This window comes from Cohnella suwonensis (assembly GCF_042655365.1).
Classification (GTDB): Bacteria; Bacillota; Bacilli; order Paenibacillales; family Paenibacillaceae; genus Cohnella; species Cohnella suwonensis.
The window spans coordinates 52773-78916 of the sequence record NZ_JBHSMH010000072.1; the positions used below are offsets into that span (position 1 = coordinate 52773).

At 55.6% G+C, this 26144-nt stretch carries 19 protein-coding genes; 17 read left to right on the top strand and 2 right to left on the bottom strand.

Annotation, left to right across the window (positions count from 1 at the left end):
* Positions 1-4 precede the first annotated feature (4 nt).
* From ACFPPD_RS18690 to ACFPPD_RS18745, 12 genes are all read left to right on the top strand, one after another.
* Complete coding sequence (locus ACFPPD_RS18690; protein ID WP_209749213.1) at positions 5-1099, top strand: Gfo/Idh/MocA family protein; 1095 nt, start codon at positions 5-7, stop codon at positions 1097-1099.
* Between the two features lie 2 nt (positions 1100-1101).
* A complete protein-coding gene (locus ACFPPD_RS18695; protein ID WP_209749214.1) occupies positions 1102-1836 on the top strand; it encodes a ThuA domain-containing protein in 735 nt (244 codons plus the stop codon).
* Positions 1837-1921: 85 nt separating this feature from the next.
* Entirely contained in the window at positions 1922-2296 is a 375-nt protein-coding gene (locus ACFPPD_RS18700) for a hypothetical protein (protein ID WP_209749215.1), read from the top strand.
* Positions 2297-2366: 70 nt separating this feature from the next.
* On the top strand, positions 2367-2693 hold the full coding sequence (locus tag ACFPPD_RS18705) for a hypothetical protein (protein WP_209749216.1): 327 nt from the start codon (positions 2367-2369) through the stop codon (positions 2691-2693).
* A 276-nt stretch (positions 2694-2969) separates the two neighbouring features.
* Positions 2970-3989: a hydroxyacid dehydrogenase gene (locus tag ACFPPD_RS18710; RefSeq protein ID WP_209749217.1), complete on the top strand. Its 1020-nt coding sequence runs from the start codon at positions 2970-2972 to the stop codon at positions 3987-3989.
* A 15-nt stretch (positions 3990-4004) separates the two neighbouring features.
* Positions 4005-5225, top strand: a complete 1221-nt coding sequence (locus tag ACFPPD_RS18715; RefSeq protein WP_209749218.1) for a helix-turn-helix domain-containing protein — start codon at positions 4005-4007, stop codon at positions 5223-5225.
* Between the two features lie 594 nt (positions 5226-5819).
* On the top strand, positions 5820-7124 hold the full coding sequence (gene ltrA / locus ACFPPD_RS18720) for a group II intron reverse transcriptase/maturase (protein ID WP_378082856.1): 1305 nt from the start codon (positions 5820-5822) through the stop codon (positions 7122-7124).
* A 279-nt stretch (positions 7125-7403) separates the two neighbouring features.
* The gene (locus ACFPPD_RS18725; RefSeq protein WP_209749220.1) at positions 7404-8546 is read left to right on the top strand and encodes a glycoside hydrolase family 88 protein; all 1143 of its coding nucleotides are present in this window, start codon (positions 7404-7406) and stop codon (positions 8544-8546) included.
* A 285-nt stretch (positions 8547-8831) separates the two neighbouring features.
* Positions 8832-10085 (top strand): NAD(P)/FAD-dependent oxidoreductase, encoded by a 1254-nt coding sequence (locus tag ACFPPD_RS18730; protein ID WP_209749221.1) that lies wholly within the window; start codon positions 8832-8834, stop codon positions 10083-10085.
* A 265-nt stretch (positions 10086-10350) separates the two neighbouring features.
* A complete protein-coding gene (locus ACFPPD_RS18735) occupies positions 10351-11274 on the top strand; it encodes an ABC transporter permease (protein WP_209749222.1) in 924 nt (307 codons plus the stop codon).
* Positions 11275-11286: 12 nt separating this feature from the next.
* A complete protein-coding gene (locus tag ACFPPD_RS18740; RefSeq protein WP_209749223.1) occupies positions 11287-12180 on the top strand; it encodes a carbohydrate ABC transporter permease in 894 nt (297 codons plus the stop codon).
* A 102-nt stretch (positions 12181-12282) separates the two neighbouring features.
* Complete coding sequence (locus ACFPPD_RS18745; protein WP_209749224.1) at positions 12283-13878, top strand: extracellular solute-binding protein; 1596 nt, start codon at positions 12283-12285, stop codon at positions 13876-13878.
* A gap of 76 nt (positions 13879-13954) precedes the next feature.
* On the opposite strand, the gene ACFPPD_RS18750 is transcribed toward ACFPPD_RS18745, so the two are convergent.
* Entirely contained in the window at positions 13955-16201 is a 2247-nt protein-coding gene (locus ACFPPD_RS18750) for an AraC family transcriptional regulator (protein ID WP_209749225.1), read from the bottom strand.
* Between the two features lie 330 nt (positions 16202-16531).
* On the opposite strand from ACFPPD_RS18750, the gene ACFPPD_RS18755 reads away from it, so the two are divergent.
* Positions 16532-18313, top strand: coding sequence for a heparinase II/III family protein (locus ACFPPD_RS18755; protein WP_209749226.1), 1782 nt, complete (start codon positions 16532-16534; stop codon positions 18311-18313).
* 20 nt (positions 18314-18333) lie between these two features.
* Positions 18334-19461 (top strand): glycoside hydrolase family 88 protein, encoded by a 1128-nt coding sequence (locus tag ACFPPD_RS18760; RefSeq protein WP_209749227.1) that lies wholly within the window; start codon positions 18334-18336, stop codon positions 19459-19461.
* Between the two features lie 104 nt (positions 19462-19565).
* On the opposite strand, the gene ACFPPD_RS18765 is transcribed toward ACFPPD_RS18760, so the two are convergent.
* Complete coding sequence (locus ACFPPD_RS18765) at positions 19566-20708, bottom strand: virulence factor (RefSeq protein ID WP_209749228.1); 1143 nt, start codon at positions 20706-20708, stop codon at positions 19566-19568.
* A 160-nt stretch (positions 20709-20868) separates the two neighbouring features.
* Between ACFPPD_RS18765 and ACFPPD_RS18770 the strand changes: the two genes are divergently transcribed.
* The 3 genes from ACFPPD_RS18770 to ACFPPD_RS18780 all read left to right on the top strand — a co-directional run bounded on the left by ACFPPD_RS18770 (position 20869) and on the right by ACFPPD_RS18780 (position 25891).
* A complete protein-coding gene (locus ACFPPD_RS18770; protein ID WP_209749229.1) occupies positions 20869-23157 on the top strand; it encodes an S-layer homology domain-containing protein in 2289 nt (762 codons plus the stop codon).
* 131 nt (positions 23158-23288) lie between these two features.
* Positions 23289-24263 (top strand): MBL fold metallo-hydrolase, encoded by a 975-nt coding sequence (locus ACFPPD_RS18775; RefSeq protein ID WP_209749230.1) that lies wholly within the window; start codon positions 23289-23291, stop codon positions 24261-24263.
* The gene (locus ACFPPD_RS18780) at positions 24260-25891 is read left to right on the top strand and encodes an ABC-F family ATP-binding cassette domain-containing protein (protein ID WP_209749231.1); all 1632 of its coding nucleotides are present in this window, start codon (positions 24260-24262) and stop codon (positions 25889-25891) included. Before ACFPPD_RS18775 ends, ACFPPD_RS18780 begins: the two co-directional genes overlap by 4 nt.
* The last annotated feature ends 253 nt before the right edge of the window (positions 25892-26144 follow it).

Below are 26144 nucleotides of genomic sequence, written 5' to 3' on the forward strand. Positions count from 1 at the left end.
GGAAATGAAAGAAGTACGGATCGGGTTAATCGGCCTCGGAGGCATGGCATCCGTCCATGCGGAACAGCTATCGCGCGTGGAAGGCGCGTCGATTCGGGCGATATGCGACCGCGACGCCGCGAGGGTGGCGGAATGGGGCGACAAGCTCGGCATCGGAGAGAACGCGCGGTATTTCGAACCGGAGCACTTGATTCGGGAAGCGGACGTCGACGCGGTTCTGTCGATTACGCCGAATAACGTCCATTACGACATCATTCGTCTTTGCCTCGTTCACGGCATGCCGATCATGACCGAGAAGCCTTTCACGCGCACGTTCGCGGAGGCGAAGGCGCTAATGGACCTATCCGCGCAACATCCGACGACGTGCATGGTCGGATTCTCCTACAGATACACGCCGTCTTACCGAATGGCGCGGGAGCTCATCCGGTCCGGCCGAATCGGAACGGTACGTCACGTCTTCCTGCAATATTTGCAGCAATGGGGAGGTCCGTTGTTCGATACGAAAATGAATTGGAGGCTGGACCGATCGATTACGGGAACGGGCACGCTCGGCGATCTCGGCTCGCACATGATCGATGCGGCGAGGTTCCTGATCGGCGAGCCGACGGAAACGTCGGCGTTGATGAGCAACCTGATCGCGGAGCGCGAGGATCCCGCGACGGGCAAGCCGGTCGCCGTCGACATCGACGACTTCGCGGCGTTCACGGCGGTGCTGGAGCCGGGCGTCCCCGCGGTGTTCCAGACGTCGCGCAACGCTTATGGAAGCAATAACCAATTCGAAATTACCGTGTTCGGCGACGTAGGCACGCTCCGCATGGGATGGGAATACGGCGACAAGCTGATCTGGACCCGCCCGGACGCGGAGGGCAAGCCGGCGACCGAAGAGCTCGAAGTGCCGGAACGGTACCGTCTGCAACAGATGCAGGATTTCGTCGACCTCGTACGGGGCACGGTGCGCGAGGAAACGGGTACGCTGCGCGACGGCTACTTGAACCAGCTCGCGTTGGAGGCGGTAGAGCGGTCTTGGCGTTCGAAGACGACGGTAAAGCTGGCCGACGTCGAAGCCGGCTTCTCCGCCGCCGATGCGTTGGAGGTGTAGGCATGAGCGCCAATACGAGAGTTACCGTGTGGAACGAATACCGGCACGAGCGCAAAGACGCGGAAGTCGCGAAAGTATACCCCGAAGGCATCCACCGAGCGTTGCAGTCCGGTCTGGCCGCGTTCGGCTTCGACGTCGCGACAGCGACGTTGGACGAACCCGAACACGGTTTGACCGAAATCGCGCTTGACCGTACCGACGTTCTCGTCTGGTGGGGGCATATGGCCCACGAAGAAGTCGACGACGGGATCGTGGCTCGGGTGCAACGGCGCGTGCTGGAAGGGATGGGCTTGATCGTCCTGCATTCCGGCCACTATTCCAAAATATTCCGCAAGCTGATGGGTACGACATGCGGGTTGAAGTGGCGCGAAGCGGACGAGAAGGAGCGGCTCTGGATCGTCAAGCCGTCGCATCCGATCGCCGCGGGGTTGCCCGAGTTCATCGAACTGGACAAGGAAGAAATGTACGGAGAGCACTTCGATATTCCGGACCCGGACGAACTCGTGCTCGTGAGCTGGTTCGAAGGCGGGGAAGTGTTCCGCAGCGGCGTGACTTACGCCCGCGGCCAAGGGAAAATCTTCTACTTCCGCCCGGGCCACGAGACTTACCCGACTTACTACAAGGAGCCGATCCTGAAGGTCATCGCCAACGCGATCCGATGGGCGGCGAGCGAACGGGGAGCCGCTCCGTTCTACGGCAATGCCCAACCTCTCGAATCCATTTCCTTGAAAACCTAGAGTACTTCGGCACGGGTACCGCCGGCCAAGGCTTCGTCGCCTTTCGCCGGCGGACGCGTCCGTTCGATTCCTGCAATTTTACGAGTTGAACAAAGCCTCCTTTCGGCATCCGGAGCAAGCTCGCGTCCGAAAAGCGCGTCAGGTTAAAAAAGGCGCCGGAAAAACCAAGTCGAGTAAAACCGAAAGTTCTTCAGTGGCCTCGCCACGGCTGCCGGGCTTTTTACTTGCCGTACAAAAAAAGTGGGCTTGCGGCAACGGAGCCGCAAGCCCGAAATATATAATTGAAAAGGGGGGTCATGTAAGTATTGTAACCCCTCAAGATGAAGAGAACATGAAGGCAAGATTACGGTTTCATTACAAAGCGCGGCTAAAAAATATATCGATTCAATATATATATTTGTTCTGTGAAAATAAAGTATTAGACCGGGAAAATAAAATCCTAGACTGGCAGCTGCGTTAAGTGAAAGGACAGTTTTTGACCGAAGTATGGTATATTGAAAATAAATGACCTCTAAGGGGGCCCATAAGAAATGATGACCTGGGAAGAGCTAGATAAATGGTTACAAGGATTTGTTAGAAAGCCGCTTTATATGCAAACCTCCTTTACTTTAAACGCTGGATTCTTGGACGAAGAAAAGACCTTTTTTAATAATTACTACTTCTTTTCACAAGTTCATCATGTAACTTGCTTTCCCGGACAATTGCATATAGAAGGATATAAAGAAAACGAAATTTTCAATTATTATCATTACGATGATACAATAATTAGCAAGCGGGATGATTTTGTAACGATTAGATACAAAGGAAATTATCCAAATGAGCTTAAAATCGAATTTTCAAGAATTTCTTACACGTAAGCGTTGTTGGAAAGCAGCTACATAATGAATAAAAAAAGATTCATAAGACAACATACCGTAAGAGCCGATAACGGTTAAGCCAGAAGATTTTACCAAATCGCCAAGCGAACGATAACGATAAAACAGCGGCAGTCTAGGACTTTATTTTCATGTCCATGGCTGCCGCTGTTCCAATTAGTTGGGTCAGTCTAGAACTTATTTTACCCAAAAACCATATACCGATTTTTCTTTACATGAGAAAATATATAGCGATTAGACTGCAGGGGAGAGATACAGGTGAGAGGTTTATTTCTGGCGGACAAATCCCATCCCTCGTTCAACGCGAAGACCTTCTACGAGATCTTCAATGAGTATACGATCGAACGGCTGACCGAACTGATCGAGATTACTCCGTTTATCGTCGACACGGGTCACCTGGAGCAGTTCCGCTCCTTGCTTGCCGACACGGAGCTCATATTCTCCACATGGGGATTCGGCAAACTGTCGGAGTCGGAGCTTCGGGAATATTTCCCGAGTTTGAAAGCTATCTTCTACGCGGCGGGTTCGGTGAGAACGTTCGCGCGGCCTTTCTTCGACTGCGGCATTCGGGTGTTCAGCTCGCAGGCCGCAAATGCGGTGCCGGTCTCGGAATATACGATCGCGCACATTCTTCTTGCCAACAAAGGCGTTCATCGGACGAGCCAAACTTACAAGCAAAAGGGCTATCAGCTCGCGCGGGCGTATAATGAACGCTTCGAGGGGAATTTTCATTCGCGGGTCGGCATACTAGGAGTCGGAAGAATTGGTCGAAAGGTTATCGAGCTATTGAAGCCTTTCGATGTTGACGTTCTCGCATTCGATCCGTTCCTCTCGAAGGAAGACGCGGAGAAGCTCGGAATAACGTTAGCTTCGCTCGATCAGATCTTCTCTACGTGCAGCGTAATTTCCAATCATTTAGCCGACAACGAGGCGACATCGGGGATCGTGAACTACGAATATCTTAGCCAATTGAACGATTATGCGACGATTATCAACACGGGGGCGGGCCCGCAAATCGTAATGGACGATCTCGTCGCGGTTCTTCGAGAGAACGACACGATTACCGCCGTTCTGGACGTGACCGAACCGGAGCCGCTGCCTTCGGGACATCCTCTTCTCGTAATGGACAACGTGATTTTGACGCCTCGCATTTCGGGCAGCATTGGCAATGAAGTGGCGCGCATGGGTGAATATATGTGCGAAGAATGCGAGGCGTACGTAAAGGGCAAACCGCAACGATATGAAATTACGCAAACGATGCTGGACACGTTGGGGTAACCCGGGGAGGACGACATGGAGTCTTGGAACGCTCTTCCCGCGATTGTTGCCGAAGCGGCCAAACAATACGCGCTATATCAGTTGCTCCGCGACGAGCTGCCCACGTTCGATTCGGCAGAGAACGTATTCTCCTTTTTCGGGATCGGGTTTTCGCATTCGACGTACGTCACGGCCATCCTGCGCTTCGACGACTTCCGCAGACTGGGGAGGAACTGCGAGGCCAATGAACTTCAGGTTTTGAAGTATGAGCTTCTCAAACTGTCTCAAGACTCGCTGCGCAAGGAATTCGTATGCGAGGGAACAGTAACCGGGGAGGACCATGTTACGATCATTTTTAACGCTATGGGTTTCTGCCAGCCAACGTTGATGCTCTTAAAGCAGCGGTTTAACGATATAGCGGATGAGTTCGGAAAACTCTATAGGAACACGATAAGCGTTGGAATCGGCGATACCGCGGAAGACATCCACGGCGTAAGACGAAGCTATGAGGAAGCCATCGCGGCAAGCGAATATCGGGCGCTGTACGGCAGGCAATCCGTGATCGCTTACTCGGATATTGCGGAATCCGAGCAGTCGACGCCCGTCTATCCTTACGAAACGGAAGCGCTTCTGCTGCATGCCATTCGACATGGGAATAGCGATCAAGCGGAGCTTCAGTTGGATTTGTTCTTCGAATCGATCCTACATGGCGCGGTTCGGGAAATGCATCTGTTCTTCATGCAATTAGGCGGTTCGATAAGCCGAGTGCTTCCATTGAATCTCGAAGCGGCTGAGGGAAAGCATCGCTTCGAATTGGGGCGGTTGAATAGAGACTTGCTTGAGTCGCAGTCGCTGGAAGAGAAGAAGCAATGGTTCACTGACTGGTTACGTTCGCAAATGGCAATCAAAGACTTGGAAGACCATCAGAAGAAAGAAGCCATCGTCGCGGCCGCGATCGAGCACATCGAAGCGAATTATAGCCGCTTCGACCTGACGGTCGAGACAGTGGCAGAACACATTGCGTTTTCGAGCAGCTATCTGAGGAGGTTGTTCAAAGATGTGCACGGCGTCTCGCCGGCAGAGTATATTTTCAACCTTCGATTGGAAAGGGCTAAAAGCTTCCTGCGGGATACCGACGATACGGCTAAGGCGATCGCGGAGAAAGTCGGTTACAGCAACACGAAGTATTTCTACAACGCGTTCAAGAAATATGTCGGACTGACGACGTTTGAATATCGAGAGCAATACCGCAGCTGACGCGATACGATCGTCAACCGCAAAGCTATTTCGACCGCCAACGAACTGCTGGCGGTTTTTGCTTTATCGCGCGCCTAGCCAAGTTAGGCACAACTAGCCGGTGCAAGTCCGGTCGAGGTAAGAGCCAAGTCGCCTCGTAGCTGGCGGGCAACTGGTGGAGAGATCCTAAGGTTGAAGCCCCGTGACAAAGTAACTCCTCGGAGTGCGAGCAAATCAGCAGGCCGTAACATGAAGTGAATTCTGCCGCATCGTCAAAAAGACCCTGCAAAGGACAAGAGAGAGTCGAGCCTCGGGTAAATAGGCGAAGACCATGGAACGCGTGAAGCCCTTGGAAGTACAGCGCGGAAGAACTCTCCGGTGTAAAGGGATCGGCATGCTGAGAAAGTTGTGACTGAAACTAGGGAAACCCTACCTCGCACGGCGAATGCCGTAAAGAGCGAACCTATAAGCCCAAAAGGTGAAGTGGCGAGCTGCGGGAAGGGAGGCGGAGGGGGTCGTAGTACCTGTGAAGTGAGGACAACACAACCTCATGGAGGGAAGGGCGGCGAAAGCCAATACCCTGCTTTGTTCACGTACCGGAGGAGGTAAGAGTCAGTGAATGCAGTCAAACCTGCTAACGACGCCAAAGAAAAAGCTCGACAACTCCATAACGTACTATACCTTGCAGCCAAGGAAAATCCGAGGCGGCGATTTCATGCGCTGTACGACAAGGTGCACCGCGGCGACATTCTTTGGGAAGCATGGAAACGGGTCAAATCAAACGGCGGGAGCGGTGGCGTGGATGGCATGACCATCGCCCACATTGTTAAAGACATTGGCGAAGAACGATTTGTTAACGACATCCAAAAGACGCTTCAAAAAGGCGAGTACCACCCGCTACCCGCGAGGCGTAAGGAAATACCGAAAGCGGACGGTAAGATGCGTCCGCTCGGTATCCCTGCCATACGGGATAGAGTGGTCCAAATGGCAACGAAGATGGTCATTGAGCCGATCTTTGAAGCAGATTTCAAGGATTGCTCCTACGGTTTCAGACCAAAGCGGAACCAACACGGCGCAATTAAACACATTCGCCGAGCGGTAAAGAAGGGCGTCTACTGGGTCGTTGACATCGACATTCGCGGATATTTTGACAACATCGCACACGACAAACTGATGCAACTGGTAGAACAGCGCATCAGCGACCGTCGCGTGCTGAAGCTTATCCGTCAGTGGCTAAAGGCAGGTTTCGTGAAAGATGATCAGTTTCACGAAACCGAACTCGGTAGCCCGCAGGGCGGCGTCATCAGTCCGTTACTTTCGAATCTGTACCTGAACTATTTGGACACGATATGGGAGAAGAAGTTCGCGGAAACGGGAACACTGGTGCGTTTCGCCGATGACCTCGTCATCCTATGTAAAACCAAGGAACAAGCACTGAGGGCAATTGACGTCCTCAAAGCGGTATTCGGGAAGCTGGAACTAACGATGAACAAGGAGAAGTCCAAGCTCATCAACCTGTGGGATGATAAGCAAGGCTTCGACTTTCTGGGGATGCACCACCGGAAGATACCGAAGAAGCTGAAAGGGAATAAAACGGTGTCCATCCTTCGTAGCTATCCATCTAAGAAAGCCATGAAGAGCATGAGACAAAAGGTGAAGGAAGCAACAGAGCCAAGAAATCGCCTGTACTGGACGATGAACAAAATGGTGGAGGAGCTAAACCCAAAGATTCGAGGGTGGAAGACCTACTATGGACTCGACTCCTTTGCCGACACATTCCTAAACAAAATCGATTGGTACATCCGTAAGCGCCTTACACTGTTCTGGAACAAGAAGCGCAATCGTCGAAACAAACACAGCAAGTCCAAGCAAGCCACCATGGCGGCACAACTCGCAGGACTCAAGAAAATCGCCAGCTAAAGAAAGTACCGTAACGCTGAAGGAAGAAGAACATCGGAAAGCCGGATGAGGGAAAACCTCACGTCCGGTTTGATGAAGGGGGAGCTGAAAAAATAAAAGGAGGGCTTCCGCCCTCCAATGAAATTTCAGTTCTCTACTCTACTACGTCTATTCCTCCAAGGTGCAAATTTCGAGCATGGCTCCCAGCCCGTTATTAGGGTCTTGTGGGTATATTCACAACAGGTTATATTGGCAACATCAAGCGATGCAGATTAAGGTTGAGGAAAAGGGGAATGAATCATGGCTCACGCGGTAAAGCAGTACGACAAACAATGGTTGGACGAGACATGGGGCAAGATTGAAGCAAAGTTGTCCGCGGAATGCGATCGGGTCGGCGACCGGATCCCCTATATACCGGTCGACGGCGTCTATCGGGAGGACAAGGCCGAGACGGACATCTACTGGTGGACGAACGGTTTTTGGCCGGGAATGCTATGGCAGATGTACCAAGCGACGAATGAAGAAAAGTACAAGATAGCTGCAGAAGGCGTAGAACGCAAGTTGGATGCCGCGCTGGAAGGCTACGATGGTTTACACCACGATGTCGGGTTTATGTGGCTGCACTCCGCCGTAGCGAACTACCGATTGACGGGCAATGCCCGTTCCAAGTCTCGCGGAATGCACGCCGCCAACTTGCTCGCCGGAAGATATAATCCGCGCGGAAAGTTCATCCGTGCTTGGAATGACGATTGCACGGGTTGGATCATTATCGACTGTATGATGAATATCCCGATCTTGTATTGGGCGAGCCGCGAGTCGAATGACCCCCGGTTTGAATTCATTGCCCGGGATCATGCGGATACCGCTCTGCGGCAAGCGATCCGCGCGGACGGCTCCAGCCATCACATCGTCGTTCTGGATCCGGAAAATGGCGAGTTCGCGAGCGCGCCCGGAGGCCAGGGTTACGATGAAGGTTCCTCCTGGTCGCGCGGACAAGCTTGGGCGCTCTATGGCTTCGCTCTAAGCTATCATCATACGCGCGATGAGAAGTACCTGAGTACCGCGAAGCAAGTCGCGCACTACTTCATCGCGAACGCGGCATCGACCGGGTTCATCCCGTTGGTCGACTTCCGCGCGCCGGCGGAACCTGAACTGTGGGACACGACTGCCGGAACGTGCGCGGCCTGCGGACTTCTGGAGATCGCGGATGCTGTCTCCGAGCTGGAAAAGCCGTTGTATGTGAACGCGGCGATAAGCATTCTACGGGCGATCGACGAGAAGTTCTGCAACTGGAACGTCGACGTGGATTCGATCGTCGGGGGAGGAACGGCGGCCTATCACAGCCGCGAAAACGGAGATTTCGGGGTGCCGATTCTATACGGCGACTACTTCTTCATCGAAGCCGTATTGCGTCTGCGGGATCAGCACGTGCTTCTTTGGTAAAGGAAAACAATAATCCATATACGGCGGCGGTCTAGGACTTTATTTTCACGTCCTTGACTACCGCTTTTTCTTTTGCGATCCGTCGGCGGGCCAACCGCCAGGAGGACGGGACTGATCCCTTGATAGAGGTTGATCTAAAATTTTGCCGTCTATAAATATAACCGGTTCTGTTCATCGGTTATATCTTTCGTTAGACGATGGCTCGAGTTCATTGCGTTACGCTAAGTATAAGCCGCAATGGACGGCTTGAAATATTAGCTCGATCGCTGAAGGAGAGGGTTATCGTTGAATAACGAATACGACGTCATCGTGGTAGGCGCCCGGGTCGCGGGCTCATCGCTGGCGTATCATCTGTCTCGAGCCGGGTTCAGCGTGCTGCTGCTGGACCGGGGAACGTTTCCGAGCGACGTTTTGTCGACGCACAACTTGTTCGGAAATTCGCTCGGCATGCTGCGCGACATGGGGGTGCTCGGCAAGCTGTTCGAGACGCCGACGCCGACCTATCGCCGGCTTCGCATTCAGTTCGGTTCCGCCGTCATCGACGGAACGATTCCGGAGACGGAAGGAGAGACGGAATGTTTCTGCATCCGGCGAACTTACTTGGACGGAATCTTGTTCGAGCACGCGAAGGCGCAGCCCGGCGTTACCGCCATCGAAGGGTTCCGCGTAACGGGACTTCTCAGAGACGGCGATCGGGTGTACGGGGTCGTCGGCAAGAGAAAGGAGGATTCGGACGGTGATCCCGTTTCCTATACGGCGAAGCTCGTCGCGGGGGCGGACGGGAGATTGTCCGCCGTGCGCAAGCTAGCCGGCAGTCCGTGCTTGATGAAGGTGGCAACGGATTTCGCATCGTACGTAGGCTACGTATCGGGGTTCGTCCAAGAGGGGGACATTCACGCGGAGATGTACAGGCAAGAAGATAAATACGCGATCGCGTTTCCGACGAGCGACGGCCTTTACGCGTTCGGAGTCATGTTTCCGCTGGATAGCGCCGAGTGGACGGACGCCTTCAAGCTTGACCCGGATGCCGGCATGAGGGCAATCATCGAGGAGGGGTTCGGCGGGACGACGTTGCCGGAACGCTTGCGCGAGGCGACATTCGTAGGACCTGTTCGGGGGCTTCGAGGCTACGACAACGATTGGCATCAGGGGATGGGCAAAGGCTGGGCGCTCGTCGGGGACGCTCTCACCTTCAAGGATCCGACGGTGGGTACGGGAATGCACGATGCGCTTTACGGCGCCCGGACGCTCTCGAGTCTGCTCGCGGGGACCCCGCGGGAACGATGGACCGACGAATGGGAAAATCTCGCCGATAAGTATCAAAAAGCGATGGAAAGCAAGCTGATGTCCCACTTCATGTTAGGCTGCCAGCTGACGGCGAACGTTCCGATTCCCCCGGAGCAGGAAGCGGTTTACCGTCTGATCGGGGCGGACGAGGAGGCGACGCGGGTGTTTCTCGGTTTCTATAACTACAAGTCAAGCCTGGGGGACATCGAAAGAGAAATCGGTAGATTGGCCGGTATGATTCCGCAAAGCTAACGAGCGGCGGAATGGCCGCGGCAAGTCGCGGATCGCGGTGTCGAAAGGGGCGGAGGGATATTCCTCTGTCTTTTTCGCGCTTTAAAGGCGCCTGAATTCCATCGATTGTTCCCTAATGTCAGCATCGTTCATAGCCCGAATCGCCGCATAATTCACTGTTCGACCGTATTGTCACTACCTGATGGAACGCGTTGCCCCTAATCTGAAATCAAGCCCGGGATAACCGAGGCGACCAGTCGATTTGGCATAAGGAGGCCCCGCATCGATGTCGATCAAAAACTCATTTATTCGCGAGCTCGTCACGAACCGAATCTTGTTTCTGATGTTGCTCCCGACCGTCGCTTTTTTTCTAGTCAATAACTACGCCCCGATGGTCGGCATCTATTACGCGTTCATTCGGTTCGATTTCAACAGCAACATGTTCAATTCGCCGTTCATCGGACTGAAAAACTTCGAGTTTCTATGGAAATCCGGCAAACTGACCAGCCTGACCGTCAACACGCTCGCCTACAATATCGCATTTATCGGCTTAGGTAACATCTTCTCGATCTCCGTCGCCATTCTTCTCAACGAGATAAGAAGCAAGTGGTTCAAGAAGATCACCCAATCGGTGCTGTTTCTCCCCTACTTCGTTTCCTTCGTTATCCTGAGCGTCATCATCTTCAATTTGTTCAACTTCGAACACGGCATGCTTAATTCGACGCTTAAGTCGTTAGGCATGGCACCGGTCGATGTTTACAGTCAGCCGCATACGTGGATATGGCTCATCCTGTTTTTCTATCTGTGGAAAAACCTCGGCTATAGCATGGTCATTTACTTGGCAGCGATTACGGGCATCAGCGACGACTATTACGAAGCGGCGAAGATCGACGGAGCGAACGCCTTCCAAAGAGCTAGGCACATTACGCTGCCGATGCTGAAGACGACGTTCATGATACTCTTATTGTTCGCGATAGGAAGCATCATGAAAGGCCAATTCGACCTGTTCTACCAGCTGGTCGGCAACAATGGCCTGCTCTACGAGACGACGGACATTCTCGATACTTACGTCTACCGTTCGCTCAAAGTCACGTTCGACTTCGGCATCTCGACTGCGGCCGGCGTGTACCAATCGATCTTCGGTTTCGTGCTGATCATGGTCGTCAACGGCATCATTCGCAAAATCAATCCCGACTACGCGCTATTCTGAGGAGAATCTAACATGAAAATCAAAGACGAACGTTCCGCCTTCTGGTTCCGGATGATCGCTTACGTCGTCGTGATCGTCGGAAGCGCGCTTTGCCTGCTGCCATTCCTGTTTATCGTTTCGGGCTCGCTGACCAGCAACGAGTCCATCATACGCGAAGGCTATTATTTGTTCCCGCGGGATTTCTCCACGGAAGGCTACAAAATCATTTTCGAAGTGCCGGGAGAAGTGTTAAAGGCATACGGGGTCACGGTGTTCACGACCGTCGTCGGCACGCTTCTCGGTCTGTTCCTCATGACGATGGCGGGCTACGTGCTGCAACGGAAAGATTTCAAATACCGCAACTTCTTCGCGTTCTTCATCTTCTTCACGACGCTGTTCGGCGGCGGACTCGTGCCGTGGTACATCCTGATGACGAAATACTTGAAGCTGACGGACAGCTATGGCGCGCTCATTTTCCCGGGGCTTATGACTCCGTTCCTGATCATTCTCATGAGAAGCTTCATGAAGGCGACGATTCCGGACGAACTGATCGAATCGGCGAAAATCGACGGCGCGAACGATTTCAAAATTTATTACCGGATCGTGCTTCATCTGTCGATGCCCGGCATCGCGACCGTCGGTCTGTTCCTCGCGCTGCATTATTGGAACGATTGGTTCACCTCGTCGCTGTTCATCAACGACCAGAGCAAGGTGCAGTTGCAATTCTATCTGTACAACATCATCAATACGTCCGCGTTCCTCACTTCGTTCGGCGCGTCTTCCGGCGTCACGCTGACCGAGGACGTCCCTTCCGAAACGATGAAGATGGCCATGTCCATCGTCGTCACGGGCCCGATCCTGCTGCTCTATCCGTTCGTGCAGCGCTACTTCGTCAAGGGGCTGACGATCGGGGCCGTCAAAGGCTGAAGATCGGGACGTTCAGAGGCAGACCATTCGGTTAGAACCGCCATTCGCCAAGCGATGGACGGCTAACATATAAGCGTTATAATCATAAAAGGGAGGATTCATATGCGCAACGCAATCGTAAAAGGGTTAGGGTCGGCTGTATCGTTATCGCTCGTCGTCGCCGCGTTGTCCGCGTGCAGCGGAAACAATAACAAGGAGGACGCTTCGTCGTCGACTGCCGCTTCTTCGAGCGCGAATGCTTCGGGCTCGCCGTCGGCTTCCGCCGGGGCGAAAGGGTTGGACACCTCCAAACACGTCGAACTGCAGTTCTACATGCTCGGGGACGCTCCGAAAGACTTGCCGAAAGTCGAAGCCGAGATCAACAAGATGGCGGAGGAAGATCTTAACGCGACCGTGAAATTCAACTATACGACGTGGACGGATTGGGAGCAGAAGTACAAGCTGCTGCTGTCCACCGGCCAAGCCGTCGACTTGATCTTCACGGCGGACTGGACACAATTCCAATCGTACGCCAAGAAGGGCGCGTTCCTCGCGATCGACGACATTCTTCCGAAGGCGGCTCCGGCGCTGCAGGCGTTCGTGCCTCAAGACATGTGGGACGCTGTCAAAGTCAACGACAAGACCTACACGGTGCCGGCGACCTATAAGGAGTACGTCACGAACGGCTTCGTCTGGCGCGAAGACTTGCGCTTGAAATACAACCTGCCGGAGATCAACAGCCTCGACACGTTCGAGCAATATTTGGCCGGCATCAAGAAGAACGAGCCGGGCATCCAACCGCTCGCGATCGGCTCCGAACTGCGCGGGAATCTGTCGGACGTGTACCGCGAAGTCGCGCACAGTCCGGTCGGGGGGCCGTTGCCTTACGGTATCGGCATCGCTTACGACAAACCTTCCGAAGTGTATTCCTACTGGGGCTCCGCCGAGCAGCTGGAAGATTTGAAAACCTACAAGCGCTGGGCGGACAGCGGTTATATTTCGAAGAACGAAGTGAACGAGAAGACGGTCAACCAAGACAAATTGATCAACGGCACGGCAGCCGCGATGCTCGGAGATAATCCGAATCGCTATAACAGCACGCTCGGCAAGATGAAGTCGACGCATCCGGATTGGGAACTCGGTTACTATCCGTTCCCGCTGATCAAAGGCTACGCGACGCCGGTCCATCCGATACACAACGGTTACGCGGTACCCGTAAGCAGCAAAAATCCGGAACGCGCGCTCGCCTTCTTCGAGAAAATGGTCACCGATAAACGATATAACCAATTGACGCAATACGGCTTCGAAGGCGTGAACTACACGGTCGAGAACGGATACTACAAGATGTTGGGCGACAACAATTCGAACGGCTTCCCGCGCGAAGGAATGAACGGCTGGGCTTGGCGCAATCCCGAGTTCATGCTGTTCGATCCGAGCTACGACGGCGTCAAGAAGATTTTCGATCAACTCGACGCGATCCAGAAGCCGGACATCTTCACCGGGTTCGCCGAGGATTATACCGAGTACCAGGCCGAACGGGCCGCGCTCGAGCAAGTGGAGAAGCAATACTTGTTCCCGCTGCTCGCCGGTCAAGTGAAAGATATCGAAGGCGGCTTGACGACGTTCATGGACAAGGCGAAGCAAGCCGGCCTTGAGAAGGCGCAAGAGTCGTACAAGAAACAATGGCTTGCTTACGTACAAGATAAGGGCATCCAATAACAAGCGATATCGCGCGACAGGAAGAAGCCGCCGTTCCGGACATCCGGGACGGCGGCTTTGCGATTAGGCGGTATTGTTACATCGGGGAAGCGTGATTCGCTTTCGACTTCCGGAATTCGGCCGGCGTGACGCCGTAATTCTTCTTGAACATCCGATGGAAGTAGGAGCTGTTCGTGTAGCCGGTCATGATCGCGATTTCGGCGATCGGCTTGTCGCTGATCATCAGCAGCTCCGTCGCCTTGCCCAGTCGAAGCTGATTGATGATATCGACGATCGGGGTCAGCGTATGCTGGCGGTAGACGCGGCTAATATGGAACGTCGACATATCCAGCCGGTCCGCGATCCAATTCAGGCTCAAGTTCGGATCCGGGAAGTTCGCTTCGATCAGCTCGTTGATTTTGCGGATCAAATCTTCTTGTTTGTTGCTGCGTTTGTCGGTCAACCGCGTTTTCAAATCGTTGAAAAAGATGGAGTAGGCTTCTACGAGCTCTTCGGCCGTTTCTTGGCTACCGAATTCGGGCAGGAGGAAGTCCGAGCCGACGCCGAGCTGCATATTGCCGTTCTTCTGCACTTCGGACAGAATGTTATTCAGCGACACGCGAATGTGGCTCACGGCCGATTCCGTCGCTTGGATCGGATACGTCGAAGTTTCCTCCAGAATATCGCGGAAGCATTTCGTCGCTTCCTCCACTTTGCCGGAGAGCAGGCAGTCGATCATCCGTTTTTCCTTCGCGGCGGGGAAGACGAACGCCTCCTCCGGCTGAACGATTCCGAACGTCTCGATGATCGACTCCCGTCCGCGGAAGAAGCGCTGGAGAGAAGCATCCTTGACTTGCTTGAAGGAAGCGTGCAGCTCGTGGGGCTTGTTCGAGATCTGACCGACGCCGATCGTCAAGCCGATGCGCAAATATTCGCGGCTCGCCTTCTGGATTTGCTCGAGCATCGGGACGAGCCATTCCGGGCGATCCGTTTCGTCGGGTTCCAAGGCGTTCATAAGAAGCAGCAGACTATCGTCGTCGTCCAGATCGACGGCTTCGACGCGGTAGTATTTCGAGCACACTTCCGAGCTGATGTTCATGACCGCGAATTTGTAGATGAGCAGATCGCGGCTGCTTTGCTCTTTCAGTTCGGCGAATCGGTCGATGCGGATGTAGACGAGCCGGTAATCTTTCGTGAAGTCGAACGAGATGCCGGTGCGGCGAAGCTTCTCGAGCTTCGCGACCGGGTCGAACGGCTGAAGCTGGATGAGCTTGCGCAGCGCGTTCTGCCTGACTGCATAGCTGGCGTTCCGTTGCTCGGACTCCAGATCGTTCATTCGCGTGACGATTCGCTGAATCGGCACGTACAGCATCTTTGAAAGCAGCCAAGACAGGAGCAACCCACCGATCAGAATGCCCGCCGCGATGCGGATGCTCAATTGACGCACGTCGTTCGTCTTCTCGGTAATATACCGATAGGGCATCACTTTGAGGTATTGCCAATTGAGTTCATCGGGGGACGTATAGGAAACGAGGCTTTTCGTCCCTTTGAAGTCCGCGACGACGTATCCGTCGTCATGGCTGTTCTCGAGACGCTCGAGCAAAGCGTCTTCTCGGGGTTCCCACCGTTGAGGTTCCAATTCGCTGGACAACACTTTGCCCCGGTCGTCGACGATGTATGTCTCGCTCGGCTTGCCGTTGAATCCGTCCCTGATTTCCCGATTGATCCAAGCCGCGGACAAGTTAACAATGACGGCGGAGTTAATCGCGCGGTCGAAGCCGATCGCATCGTAACAAAGATAAGAATAGATGCCGGTTTCCTTTTCGTCGGCGGCGTCGATCTTGAACGTCCGGGGAATCGGCGTGAACGGCTTGTAATCCTGGAAATGATCCAGAACGTCCAAGATGTTGCGGTCTATGAGTTCGGCTTCGGTGAACAGTCCCGTTTCCCCTTCGTTGGACACGACGTAGAAGCCGACGGCCGGATTATAGACGTAGATGGATTGGATGAAAGGCATGGAAGCCATATAGTTTTTCATTTCGAGCATGGCGCCCTGCACCTCGAACGGATCCGCTTCGTTGTAGAACAGAAGCTTGGCGACCGTGCTGTTCTGGTAAATTTGGAAGGAAAGGGATTGCGCGATTTCGGTCGTTCCTTCGACGGTCTGGCTCGTCATCTTCAGATTGCCTAAGTCCGTCTCGTAAGTTTCCTTCAGGAGAACCCGCGTATAGCTGAAATAGTAGGTAGAGGACGCGACGATCAAGGTGAGGGCGATGCTGATCGTAATGCCCAGCAATAGCCGGATATACAACGTGCCGTTGCGGCGCAGCCTGTTCATCGGCATGGGCGAATCTCCTTTCGTGCTTCGTTTTTGTCGGCGAGCGTATGATTCATTATAGCTTCGGGAAGCGGGGAGCGGCAGTGGAGCGAACGGTAGAAATGTTAAATATCAGCTATTGGACTGTGAACATTGTTGCGGTTCGTGTAATTCGTTGCGAAAACGCAGGGCGGGAAGGGCTCAGCGCGCTTGCGGCTAAGCCCGGAGAGCGGCGGTTTTTCATCAACCGCACAATCGTTCATAGTCTGATCTCCGAATAGTTCACCTATTCGGAGATGTTTCTCTATGAATGGGCGGGCGAGAATCGTAAGCTTGAATCGGGAGGCGATAAGAGCAATGAACCGGGAAAGCGTATCTTCTTTGTTGGAGAAGTTGACGGATGATAAACCGGATTTGCTGCGGGGCGGGATGCCGGATGCCTCCGTCGCCCGGACGATCGGGAAAGAAGCCGTCGAAGCAGCCGAGCGATACTTGGGAGCGGAAGCTCCGGTTCTGGACGAAGGCTTGTTCCGCTTGTTTCGGGAAACCGGCTCGAGAAGCGAATACGAACGGCCTTATTTTCTCCGGAGAAAACGGCTGACGGCGTTCGGTATCGCCGGACTGCTCGAGCCCGCGCGAGACGATTTCCCGGCGGCGCTCGCGAAGACGATAGAGGACGTGCTGGAGGAGCCGACGTGGTGCTTGCCGGCCCACTACGAGAACGAACGGACGATCGATTTATTCGCCGCGGAAACCGCGTTCGCGCTGGCGGAGCTGTTATCTCTGTACGGGAGCCGATTGCCGCTTGGATTGCGGGATATTGCGAACGGCGAAATCCGGCGCAGGGTGTTGGCCCCGTTCTTGCATGACGGTCCGTATTTCTGGGAGACCGCGCAGCATAATTGGGCGTCCGTCTGCGCCGGGTCGATCGGCGCGGCGGCGTTGTACGCGACGGAGGATAGGAACGATCTGGCGTTAACGATAAGCAAGGCGCTGGACGCGATGGATTGTTTCTTATCGGGTTACGGCATGGACGGCGCGTGCTCCGAAGGGTATGGCTACTGGCAATACGGATTCGGATATTTCTCGTATTTCGGCGAGCTGCTGGCGCAGCGGACGAAGGGACGGATCGATTTGTTCCGGTCGGCGAAGGTCCATCAGATGGCGCTGTTCCAGCAGCGCATATTCATGGGCGACCGTTCCGTCGCCAACTTCTCGGATTCGAGGAGGGAGAGCGGCGTTCATCCCGGCTTGACGAGCCTCTTGCGAAGCAAGTTCGATGACGTTCACGTGCCGGACGAATCCCAGCGCGTTTCCTTGGAGGACGATCATTGCGGCAGGTGGGCGCCGGCGATCCGGGATCTGCTGTGGACGGCCGCCGACGGCGTTAGCGGTTCCGCTTGGCCGGACGGTTCTTCTTATATGAGCGACGTCGATTGGCTGGTCTCGAGAACGGTGTCGGGCGGGGAGACGTTCTCGTTCGCGGCGAAGGGGGGCCACAACGACGAGCCTCATAACCACAATGACGTCGGACATTTCCTGCTAAGCCGGAACGGGCTGCCGCTATTGCTCGACCTGGGGAGCGGGCAATATACGCGGGACTACTTCGGTTCGCGGCGATACGAGACGTTATGCAATCGTTCCCGAGGGCACTCCGTGCCGATCGTGAACGGGCTTGAGCAAGCGACGGGCCGAGCTGCGGGCGCGACGGTCGGGCTGGCGGCGACGGGAGAGCGGTTCGACGTACTCGAGCTCGATCTGACCCGCGCCTATCCGGTGCCGGAGCTCAAGCGGCTAGGTCGGACGTTCCGCTGGGCGAAGAAGGAGGGGCGCTTGGAGCTGGAGGATGCCTACGCGTTCGCTTCGAGGCCTCTTGAAGTCGTCGAGAGATTCATCGTGCCAAGCAAGCCGCAAGAGTTGGAGCTCGGGATGATCGGGATCGCGGGATGCGAAGGGGGCGGGGGCCGTGGGCTGCGCGTCGCGTACGACCCGTCGCAGCTTGTCTGGCAAGCGGAGGAGCTGACGCATGTCGACCATTTCGGCGTGCCCGTCGTCTGTTACGCATTGGATTTCTTGCCGCTGGAGCTCCGGGAGACGATGAGATTTCGCTTTTCATTCTATTTGAATGAAATGGGTTAATGGACGAGGAGGAGCCAGGTATGCAAAGGAACAATCGATGGGCGGAGGGCGCTTGGGCCGACGTCGTCCGGAAAATCTCGAGGACGAGCGTACGGATCGGCGACCGGTTCCCGCACGCCAGCGTCGGAGGGGAATACGCGCTGGAGCCGGCCTCGTGGTGGACGGCCGGCTTCTGGCCGGGCTTGCTGTGGCTCGTCTACCGCGAGACGGGAGAAGAGAGATTGCGGAAGATCGCTCTTTCTTGCGAAGAGCAGCTTGACCGGGTCGTCCTGGACTACGACCGGTTGGATCACGATATCGGCTTCATGTGGACGCTGACGAGCGTCGCGCGCCATCGTCTGCGCGGGGAAGAAGACGCCAAGCGCCGGGCGCTGCTGGCCGCCAATTTGCTGGCGGGGCGCTTCAATCCGAAGGGCAGGTTCATTCGCGCCTGGAACCCGTGGCGTCCCGAGGACGACAACGCGGGCTGGGCGATCATCGATTGCCTGATGAACCTGCCTCTGCTGTTCTGGGCGTCGGAGACGACGGGGGACCCGCGATATCGCCACGTCGCCGTCATGCACGCGGACACGGTGATCGAGCATTTCGTCAGGCCGGACGGATCGGTCTATCATATCGTCGTATTCGATCCGGGCACGGGGGATAAGCTCGGAGAACTCGGCGGGCAAGGCTATTCGAGGGAGTCGGCGTGGTCTAGAGGGGCGGCTTGGGCGTTGTACGGCATGGCGCTGGCTTACAAGTATACGGGCGGCAAGCGTTACTTGGACGCCGCCGAACGCGTCGCCCGTTTCTGCGTCGGCGAGTTGCCGGAGGATCTCGTTCCGTTATGGGACTTCCGGTTACCGGAGGGCGCGGTGCGGCACAAGGACACTTCAGCCGGCGCGTGCGCGGCTTCCGGCTTGCTGCTCCTCTCTCGGCTCGTCGAACGCGAACGATCTTCCCCGTACCGCGAAGCGGGAGAGCGAATGCTGAAATCTCTGTACGAGAATTACGGTTCTTGGGAAGGGGAGGGCGAGGAAGGTTTAATCGTCGAAGGGAGCAGTCATGTTCCCGAAGGCAGGAACGTCGGCGTTCCTCTGATCTACGGCGACTATTTCTTCGCGGAAGGGTTGAGTCAGTTGCTGGGCCGCGAGGAGTTGTTCTGGTAGCGCGTTAAGGATGTTGCTTGTTGCCGGCGCATTCGATGAACGAAGAACGGGATCGGTATCCGTGAGGCGCGTCGCCTCTCGGAACCGATCCCGTTCGTTTTGAGTTATTTGTCGCGGTTCTCTTCGCGCATGCGCGTCATCTGCTGCCAGACGGACCCGGCGGCTTCCTCGCCGCGTTCGATGCGGGCGACGGCCATCTCGGCTTGCAGCCGCACCTCGAATTCGGGCTCGGCGGCCGTCGTCTTGCGCAGCGCCGCCAGCGCGGATTCGTCGCCCGCTTCGAAGAGGAACCGGGCGGCGCGCCATCGGACGAGCTTGTTGGAATCCCCGAGCGCCCGGATCATGGCTGGCGCCGCCGAAGGATCGCCGATGTCGGACAGCGTGTCGCCCGCCGTGCGGCGAACGGAGCCGGACGAATCCTCGAGAGCTTCGAACAGGAGCGGCATCGCTTCCGGCGTACGCAGATCGCCGAGATAGACGACGGCGAGCCGCCGTACGGACATCTGGCTGTCGCGCAGCGCGCGGGCGATGACCGGCAAGTCGTCCGGCGTCGGCTTCAGCCGCTCCAACGCCGCGTACCGTTCGCGCCAATCCTGCGAGTCCAGCGCCTTCGACACTTCGGCGCCGCTTAGCGGAGCGGGAGGTGCCGGAGGCGGCGCTTCGGGGCCGGCGGCTTGCGCCAGCGCCACGAGATCCCGGAGCCGAGACTCGGAGTAGGCGGCGTCCAGCTCGCGCTGAATTTCTTCGAGCAATTCCTGCGGTTCGCCGTATCGAACGCCGAGATCCTCGAGCATCCGCTCGCGGATCATCGTCGCTCCGGCCGCGTCGGATACCGCCTTCGCGAAGCGCTCGGGCATCGCGGCCCTGAATTCCTGGCCACCGCTGCGGACGCGGATCTGCATCGGAATGCCGCGGAACATCTGTACCTTTACGTGCGCTTCGCCGAAGCCCGCGGCAGCGTCCTCGCCCGGACCGGTCAGCGAGCCCTCGCCGGCGATGCCGAACGCTTCGCGCACGCCGTCGAGGATCGACGCCCAATCCGCGTTACCCCTCCGGTCGACCGCTAAGAAGTCGGACGTCTGGAACACGGACTTGACGCCCGGTACCTCGAGCAGCTTCGCGATCAGCGGAGACACGGCGGCTGAATCCTTTCCGTAAGTCAATTGAACGCCCGGCGCCAGCCGCTCGTCCACGTTCAGCTTCATCGTATTCGGGCTCGGGGTCGGCTCGATGGATAATAATTTCATGGAACAGCCCTCGCTTTCTTCGCTTTCATCTTTACTCCCACAATAACGCATCCGGAGGCGAAATGCCAAAAGCGACTCTGGCATGTCGAAAAAAGAGGAATCGAAGCAGGGGTGTAGAATTTTCCATTTGAAGAAAATCGTGTTTCTAGGAGGTTAACATTTGTTTCGCGCCAGTCGATTGATCGCCGTTCTGACGGCGGTATGCTTGCTCTTCGCGAATCCCGCTGCGACAGCACAAGCCGGTTCGGCCGAACCAGCTAACCAAGCGCCGGATCCTTCTTCTGTCGCCATAACGAAAGAAGCGGCCGCGCTCTTGATCGAGAAGGCGTTCCCGGGCTTCTCGAAGTCGGAAGATACCGAACAAGGGCTCTCCTACGAACGGGCTGAATCGCAACTACCTTCGCGCATCCCCGTATGGAAGTTCGCTTGGTCAAACGATCAGGTAGGCCCCTCCGCATATGCCGAAATCGACGCTTATACGGGAGATTTGTTGCTCTTCGGCAAGGTACCGAACGCCGATGTAGCGGGGACGGATTACGGCTATCCGACGAAGCTGTCGCGAGCCCAAGCGGTCAAAAAGGCGGTACGTTTCGCGCGCCAGTCCGTTCCTACGCTCGAAGGCTACGAACTAAAGGAAATTGCCAGGGATTATTCTTTCAATGATCCGATCGAGCCTTTATTCGGCCCGGCGGGATATACCTTCTCGTTCGCGCTGACAAGGAACGGCTACGATGTCGGTGCCAGTCGCGTAACCTTCAAGATGGATGGGGACGGACGGTTGAAGTTTTTCCGTTACACGGGAGATCCCGGCATTCCGCCGACGGAGATGCCGACGATTACGCCCGACGAAGCCAACGGAAAATGGGCCGCCTCTTTCGAAATGAACTTGGTTTACGCGAAGACGAAGACGGTCTGGCCCGACGGTTCCGAAAAGTGGCAGTTGAATTACGTGATGAGCTCGTGGCCGTTGGGCATAACCGAGCAAGACATATCGCTAGGGCAGCCGGGTAGCTCCTTTTTCGGCTACGTTATCGACTACCAAGACATTCCCGATACGGGAGCGCGATTCGAGCCGAACCGGGTCGGAAAGGAAGAAGCCGTTCGGAGGCTCGAGTCCTATTCCGCGCTTTCGGGCGGTATGGAATGGGAGTCTTCTTCCTATCAAGGGGACGTCGAAGTTCTCGGCATGCAAGCGAAGGGCAAGGACGGAAACGACCGAACGCAGACGTACGCGAAGTTCAATGCCGGGACTGGACAACTCATTGAGTTCTTCAGCGGCCTGGAGCGTCAATACGACGAATACGAAGTCGTTCCCCCCGGACGGCTGCCGACCATGACGATCAAAGAAGCAAAGGCGATCGCCGATCGCTGGTTGGCAGGCAACGTCCCCGATTTCGCGGCCAGATATAAGCGCGTGGCGACGGACGAGCCCGATGACCGCGAAGTGCCCGCCGTATCGTTCAGTTATTTGATGTATTTCGAAGGCATCCCCGTGGAGGACCAATTTATAACGATCATGCTCGACGGAAACGGGAAGCTGCTTTACCTCAGGTGTCCGGCGACGGCGCCTTTCTCCGACGAGTTGGAAGGCTTAAAGCCGTCGATCACGGCATTTCAAGCGAAGAAAACGATACTGGACAGTTTCAAAGTCGTTCCCGTTTACTATTCTTATGGGGCAATACCTTACGTCGACGATCAACGGAATTATCGAAGGCCAACGTTGGCGTTGACCTACACGCCCAATCCGGTTAATAAATACCGTGAGATGACGAACGCGGTGAATGCAGTCAGCGGAGCTGCGATTGGGGCGGACGCGCTTCTGACGTTAAAGACCGGAGGACCGCTCCCCGCCGACGCGCGCCAGCACCGTTCCGCGGCCGCGCTACAGACGTTGCTGGACCACGGCGTGATTCGACCGGCTTCCGAAAACGTCTTGCAGCCGGACAAGCCGATCAGCCGCTTAGACTTCTTAAGGCTGATCCGTAGGGGGATTGCTCCGAATATGACGGCATTGTGGGGGGGGTATGACGGGCCGATCTATGGGGACATCGGCGAAGCGAACGAGGGGACGCGTGCGGAGATTGCCTATTTCGCGCAACGCGGATGGTTGACGCCCGATCCGAAAATCCGCTTTAATCCGGATGCTTCGCTGACGCGGGAACAAATGGCGATCTTGCTGTCGAGAATCATCGGCTACGGAAAGCTATCCAAGCAGCTTGCCAATGACCCCGCGGTAGCCAAATTGAAGGATAAATCGAGGATCGCCGATCGGGGAGCCGTCGCGATCTGCTTAAAGATCGGCTTATTGACGGCGAACCAAGGCGTCTTCGCCCCCTCCGGCGAGGTGACGCTCGCGCAAGCGGCCGAAGTCATGATGAGAGTGGCACGGGTGCAGGCATTGCTCGACCATCCGTTGGCGAGCCAAGACGAGGATTCCGATGGTTACTGATGTCGCGATCAAGTAATGGGCTGAGGAATAAGATTAGAGCGGGCATTTCCCGCTCTTTTTTTGTTCCCCAACTTGGTACATTTCCGAGATTCCTGATATAGTATACATGAACACTTCATCGGAGGGATTTCATGCTTAGAAGACGCTTCGGCAACTTGGACTCCGTTGGTGCGGGCAAAGCATCGAAGGAACAGTTCGACCGTTGGCGTAAGGACCGGATTCGCAAGATTCTCGACAAGGGAAGCGCGGAATGCGTGCCCAGCGTAGCGCCAGACCTGCGATTTCTACAGCATAACCGCAACGAGCCGTCCATTACATGGATCGGACACTCCACGTTTCTCATACAGATGGCGGGTCTCAACATCGTCACGGACCCGGTGTGGGCAAGAAGAATGGCGTTTCAGAAAAGACTCGCCCCGCCCGGCGTCGAGCTGTCGGACATGCCTTCGACCGATGTCGTTCTCATCTCCCACGCCCATTACGACCACTTGCACATGTCGTCTCTTCGCAGGTTGAGGGGCCCCAAGAAAATGATCGTGCCCGCCGGATTGCGCAGGAAGCTCATGCTTCGCGGATTCCTGCAAGCGGAGGAGTTGCACTGGTGGGAGCAAGTCTCCCATCACGGAGCGAATTTCACATTCGTTCCCGCCCAGCATTGGACGAGGAGAAACCCTTGGGACATGAACACGTCGCATTGGGGGGGATGGGTGCTGCAATGCGATCACGGTCCGACGATTTATTTCGCCGGGGATAGCGGCTACTTCCGCGGATTCGGCGAAATAGGCAGAAGGTTCGATATCGATATCGCCCTCATGCCGATCGGCGCTTACGATCCCGAATGGTTCATGGCGGCGCAGCACGTCAGTCCGGAGGAAGCGCTGCAAGCTTTCCTCGACGTGAAGGCGAAGTATTTCGTGCCGATGCATTACGGCGCGTTTAAGCTCTCGGACGATACGCCGGCGGAAGCGCTGGAACGTCTGGAAGCGGCAAGGCAAAGGCTTGGCATTCCCGAAGAGAAACTCTTGCTACTGCAGCACGGCGAGACGATGCGTTTCGATCGTGCGGCCCGCGATAACCCAATTGAAAAGGATGGATTAGACTCATGATTACCGTAACCGGCGTTAGCCTTCGTTTCGGCAAACGCCCCCTGTTCGAAGATGTAAATATCAAGTTCACGCCGGGCAACTGTTACGGCCTGATCGGCGCGAACGGAGCGGGCAAATCCACGTTCCTAAAGATTCTGTCCGGAGAAGTGGAATCCAGCTCCGGGGAAGTCCATATTACGCCGGGCGAGCGCCTCGCCGTCCTGAAACAGAACCATTACGAATACGATGATTTCCAGGTTTTGGAAACCGTCATTATGGGCCATGAACGACTCTATAAGGTCATGAAAGAGAAAGACGCCATCTACGCGAAGGAAGATTTCTCCGACGAAGACGGCATGAGAGCCGGCGAGCTCGAAGCGGAATTCGCCGACATGAACGGCTGGGAAGCGGAGAGCGAAGCGGCCGGCATGCTGAACGGCCTCGGCATCACGACCGACCTGCACGACAAGAAGATGTCCGAATTGGACGGCAACCAGAAGGTTCGCATTTTGCTCGCGCAAGCGTTGTTCGGCAGCCCGAACAACTTGCTTCTCGATGAGCCTACCAACCACTTGGACCTCGAATCGATCAACTGGCTGGAAGATTTCCTGTCGCGTTACGAAGGCACCGTCATCGTCGTATCCCATGACCGCCACTTCCTAAACCAAGTATGCACGCACATCGCGGATATCGACTTCGGCAAGCTTCAGCTGTACGTCGGCAACTACGACTTCTGGTACGAGTCGAGCCAATTGGCCCAACAGCTGATGCGCGACCAGAACAAGAAAAAAGAAGACAAGATGAAAGAGTTGCAAGCGTTCATCCAGCGCTTCTCCGCGAACAAGTCGAAGGCGAAGCAAGCGACGAGCCGGCAGAAAATGCTCGACAAAATCTCGCTCGACGACATTCGCCCGTCGAACCGCAAATATCCGTTCATCAACTTCAAGCCGGAACGCGAAGTAGGCAAGCAAGTCGTCACGGTCGAGAGCTTGACCGCTTCATTGGACGGCGAGAAAGCGCTGAACAACGTCAACTTCGTCGTTAACAAAGGCGATAAGATCGCTCTCGTCGGACCTTACGGGCTGGCGAAGACTCTATTGTTCCAGATTCTCGCCGGCGAGAAGGAGCCGGAAGCGGGTAGCGTCACATGGGGCGTTACGGCGGTCAAAGCGTATTTCCCGAAAGAAAACGGAGCCTACTTCGACGGCGTCGAGCTGAACCTCGCCGAGTGGCTGCGCCAGTATACGAAAGACCCGGACGAATCGTTCATCCGCGGCTTCCTCGGACGGATGCTGTTCTCCGGCGACGAAGCGTTAAAGAAAGCTTCCGTCATCTCCGGGGGCGAGAAGGTCCGTTGCATGCTATCCCGCATGATGCTGACGAACGGCAACGTTCTGTTGCTCGACGAGCCGACGAACCACTTGGACCTCGAGTCCATAACGGCGCTCAACAACGGCTTGATCGATTTCGACGGCCCGATCATCTTCACGTCGCATGACCATCAGTTCGTGCAGACGATCGCCAACCGCATTATCGAAATTACGCCGAACGGTCTTATCGACAGGATGATGACGTTCGACGAGTACTTGGAGCATCCGGAAGTGAAAGCTCTCCGCGAGAAGCTCATTCCGGAAGAAGACAGAAAATAAGCATAAGGATCGCAGGGAAGCTTGCCGGGAAACCGGCAAGTTTTTTTGATGGATCAGAAAGTATAAGTTTCGACTTCCTTATACTCATCTGATCCCTACGCAAAGCTACTCCGACGTCCGTAGGACGCCGAAGGCGTTTTTGCTTGCGTGCCGCCGAGCTTTCATCACCTCTCGCACCCCGCACCCCGCACCCCGCTATCCGCCCCAGGGATCGATAAGTAATGGATAAATCCATTCTAATCGCTCATAATCG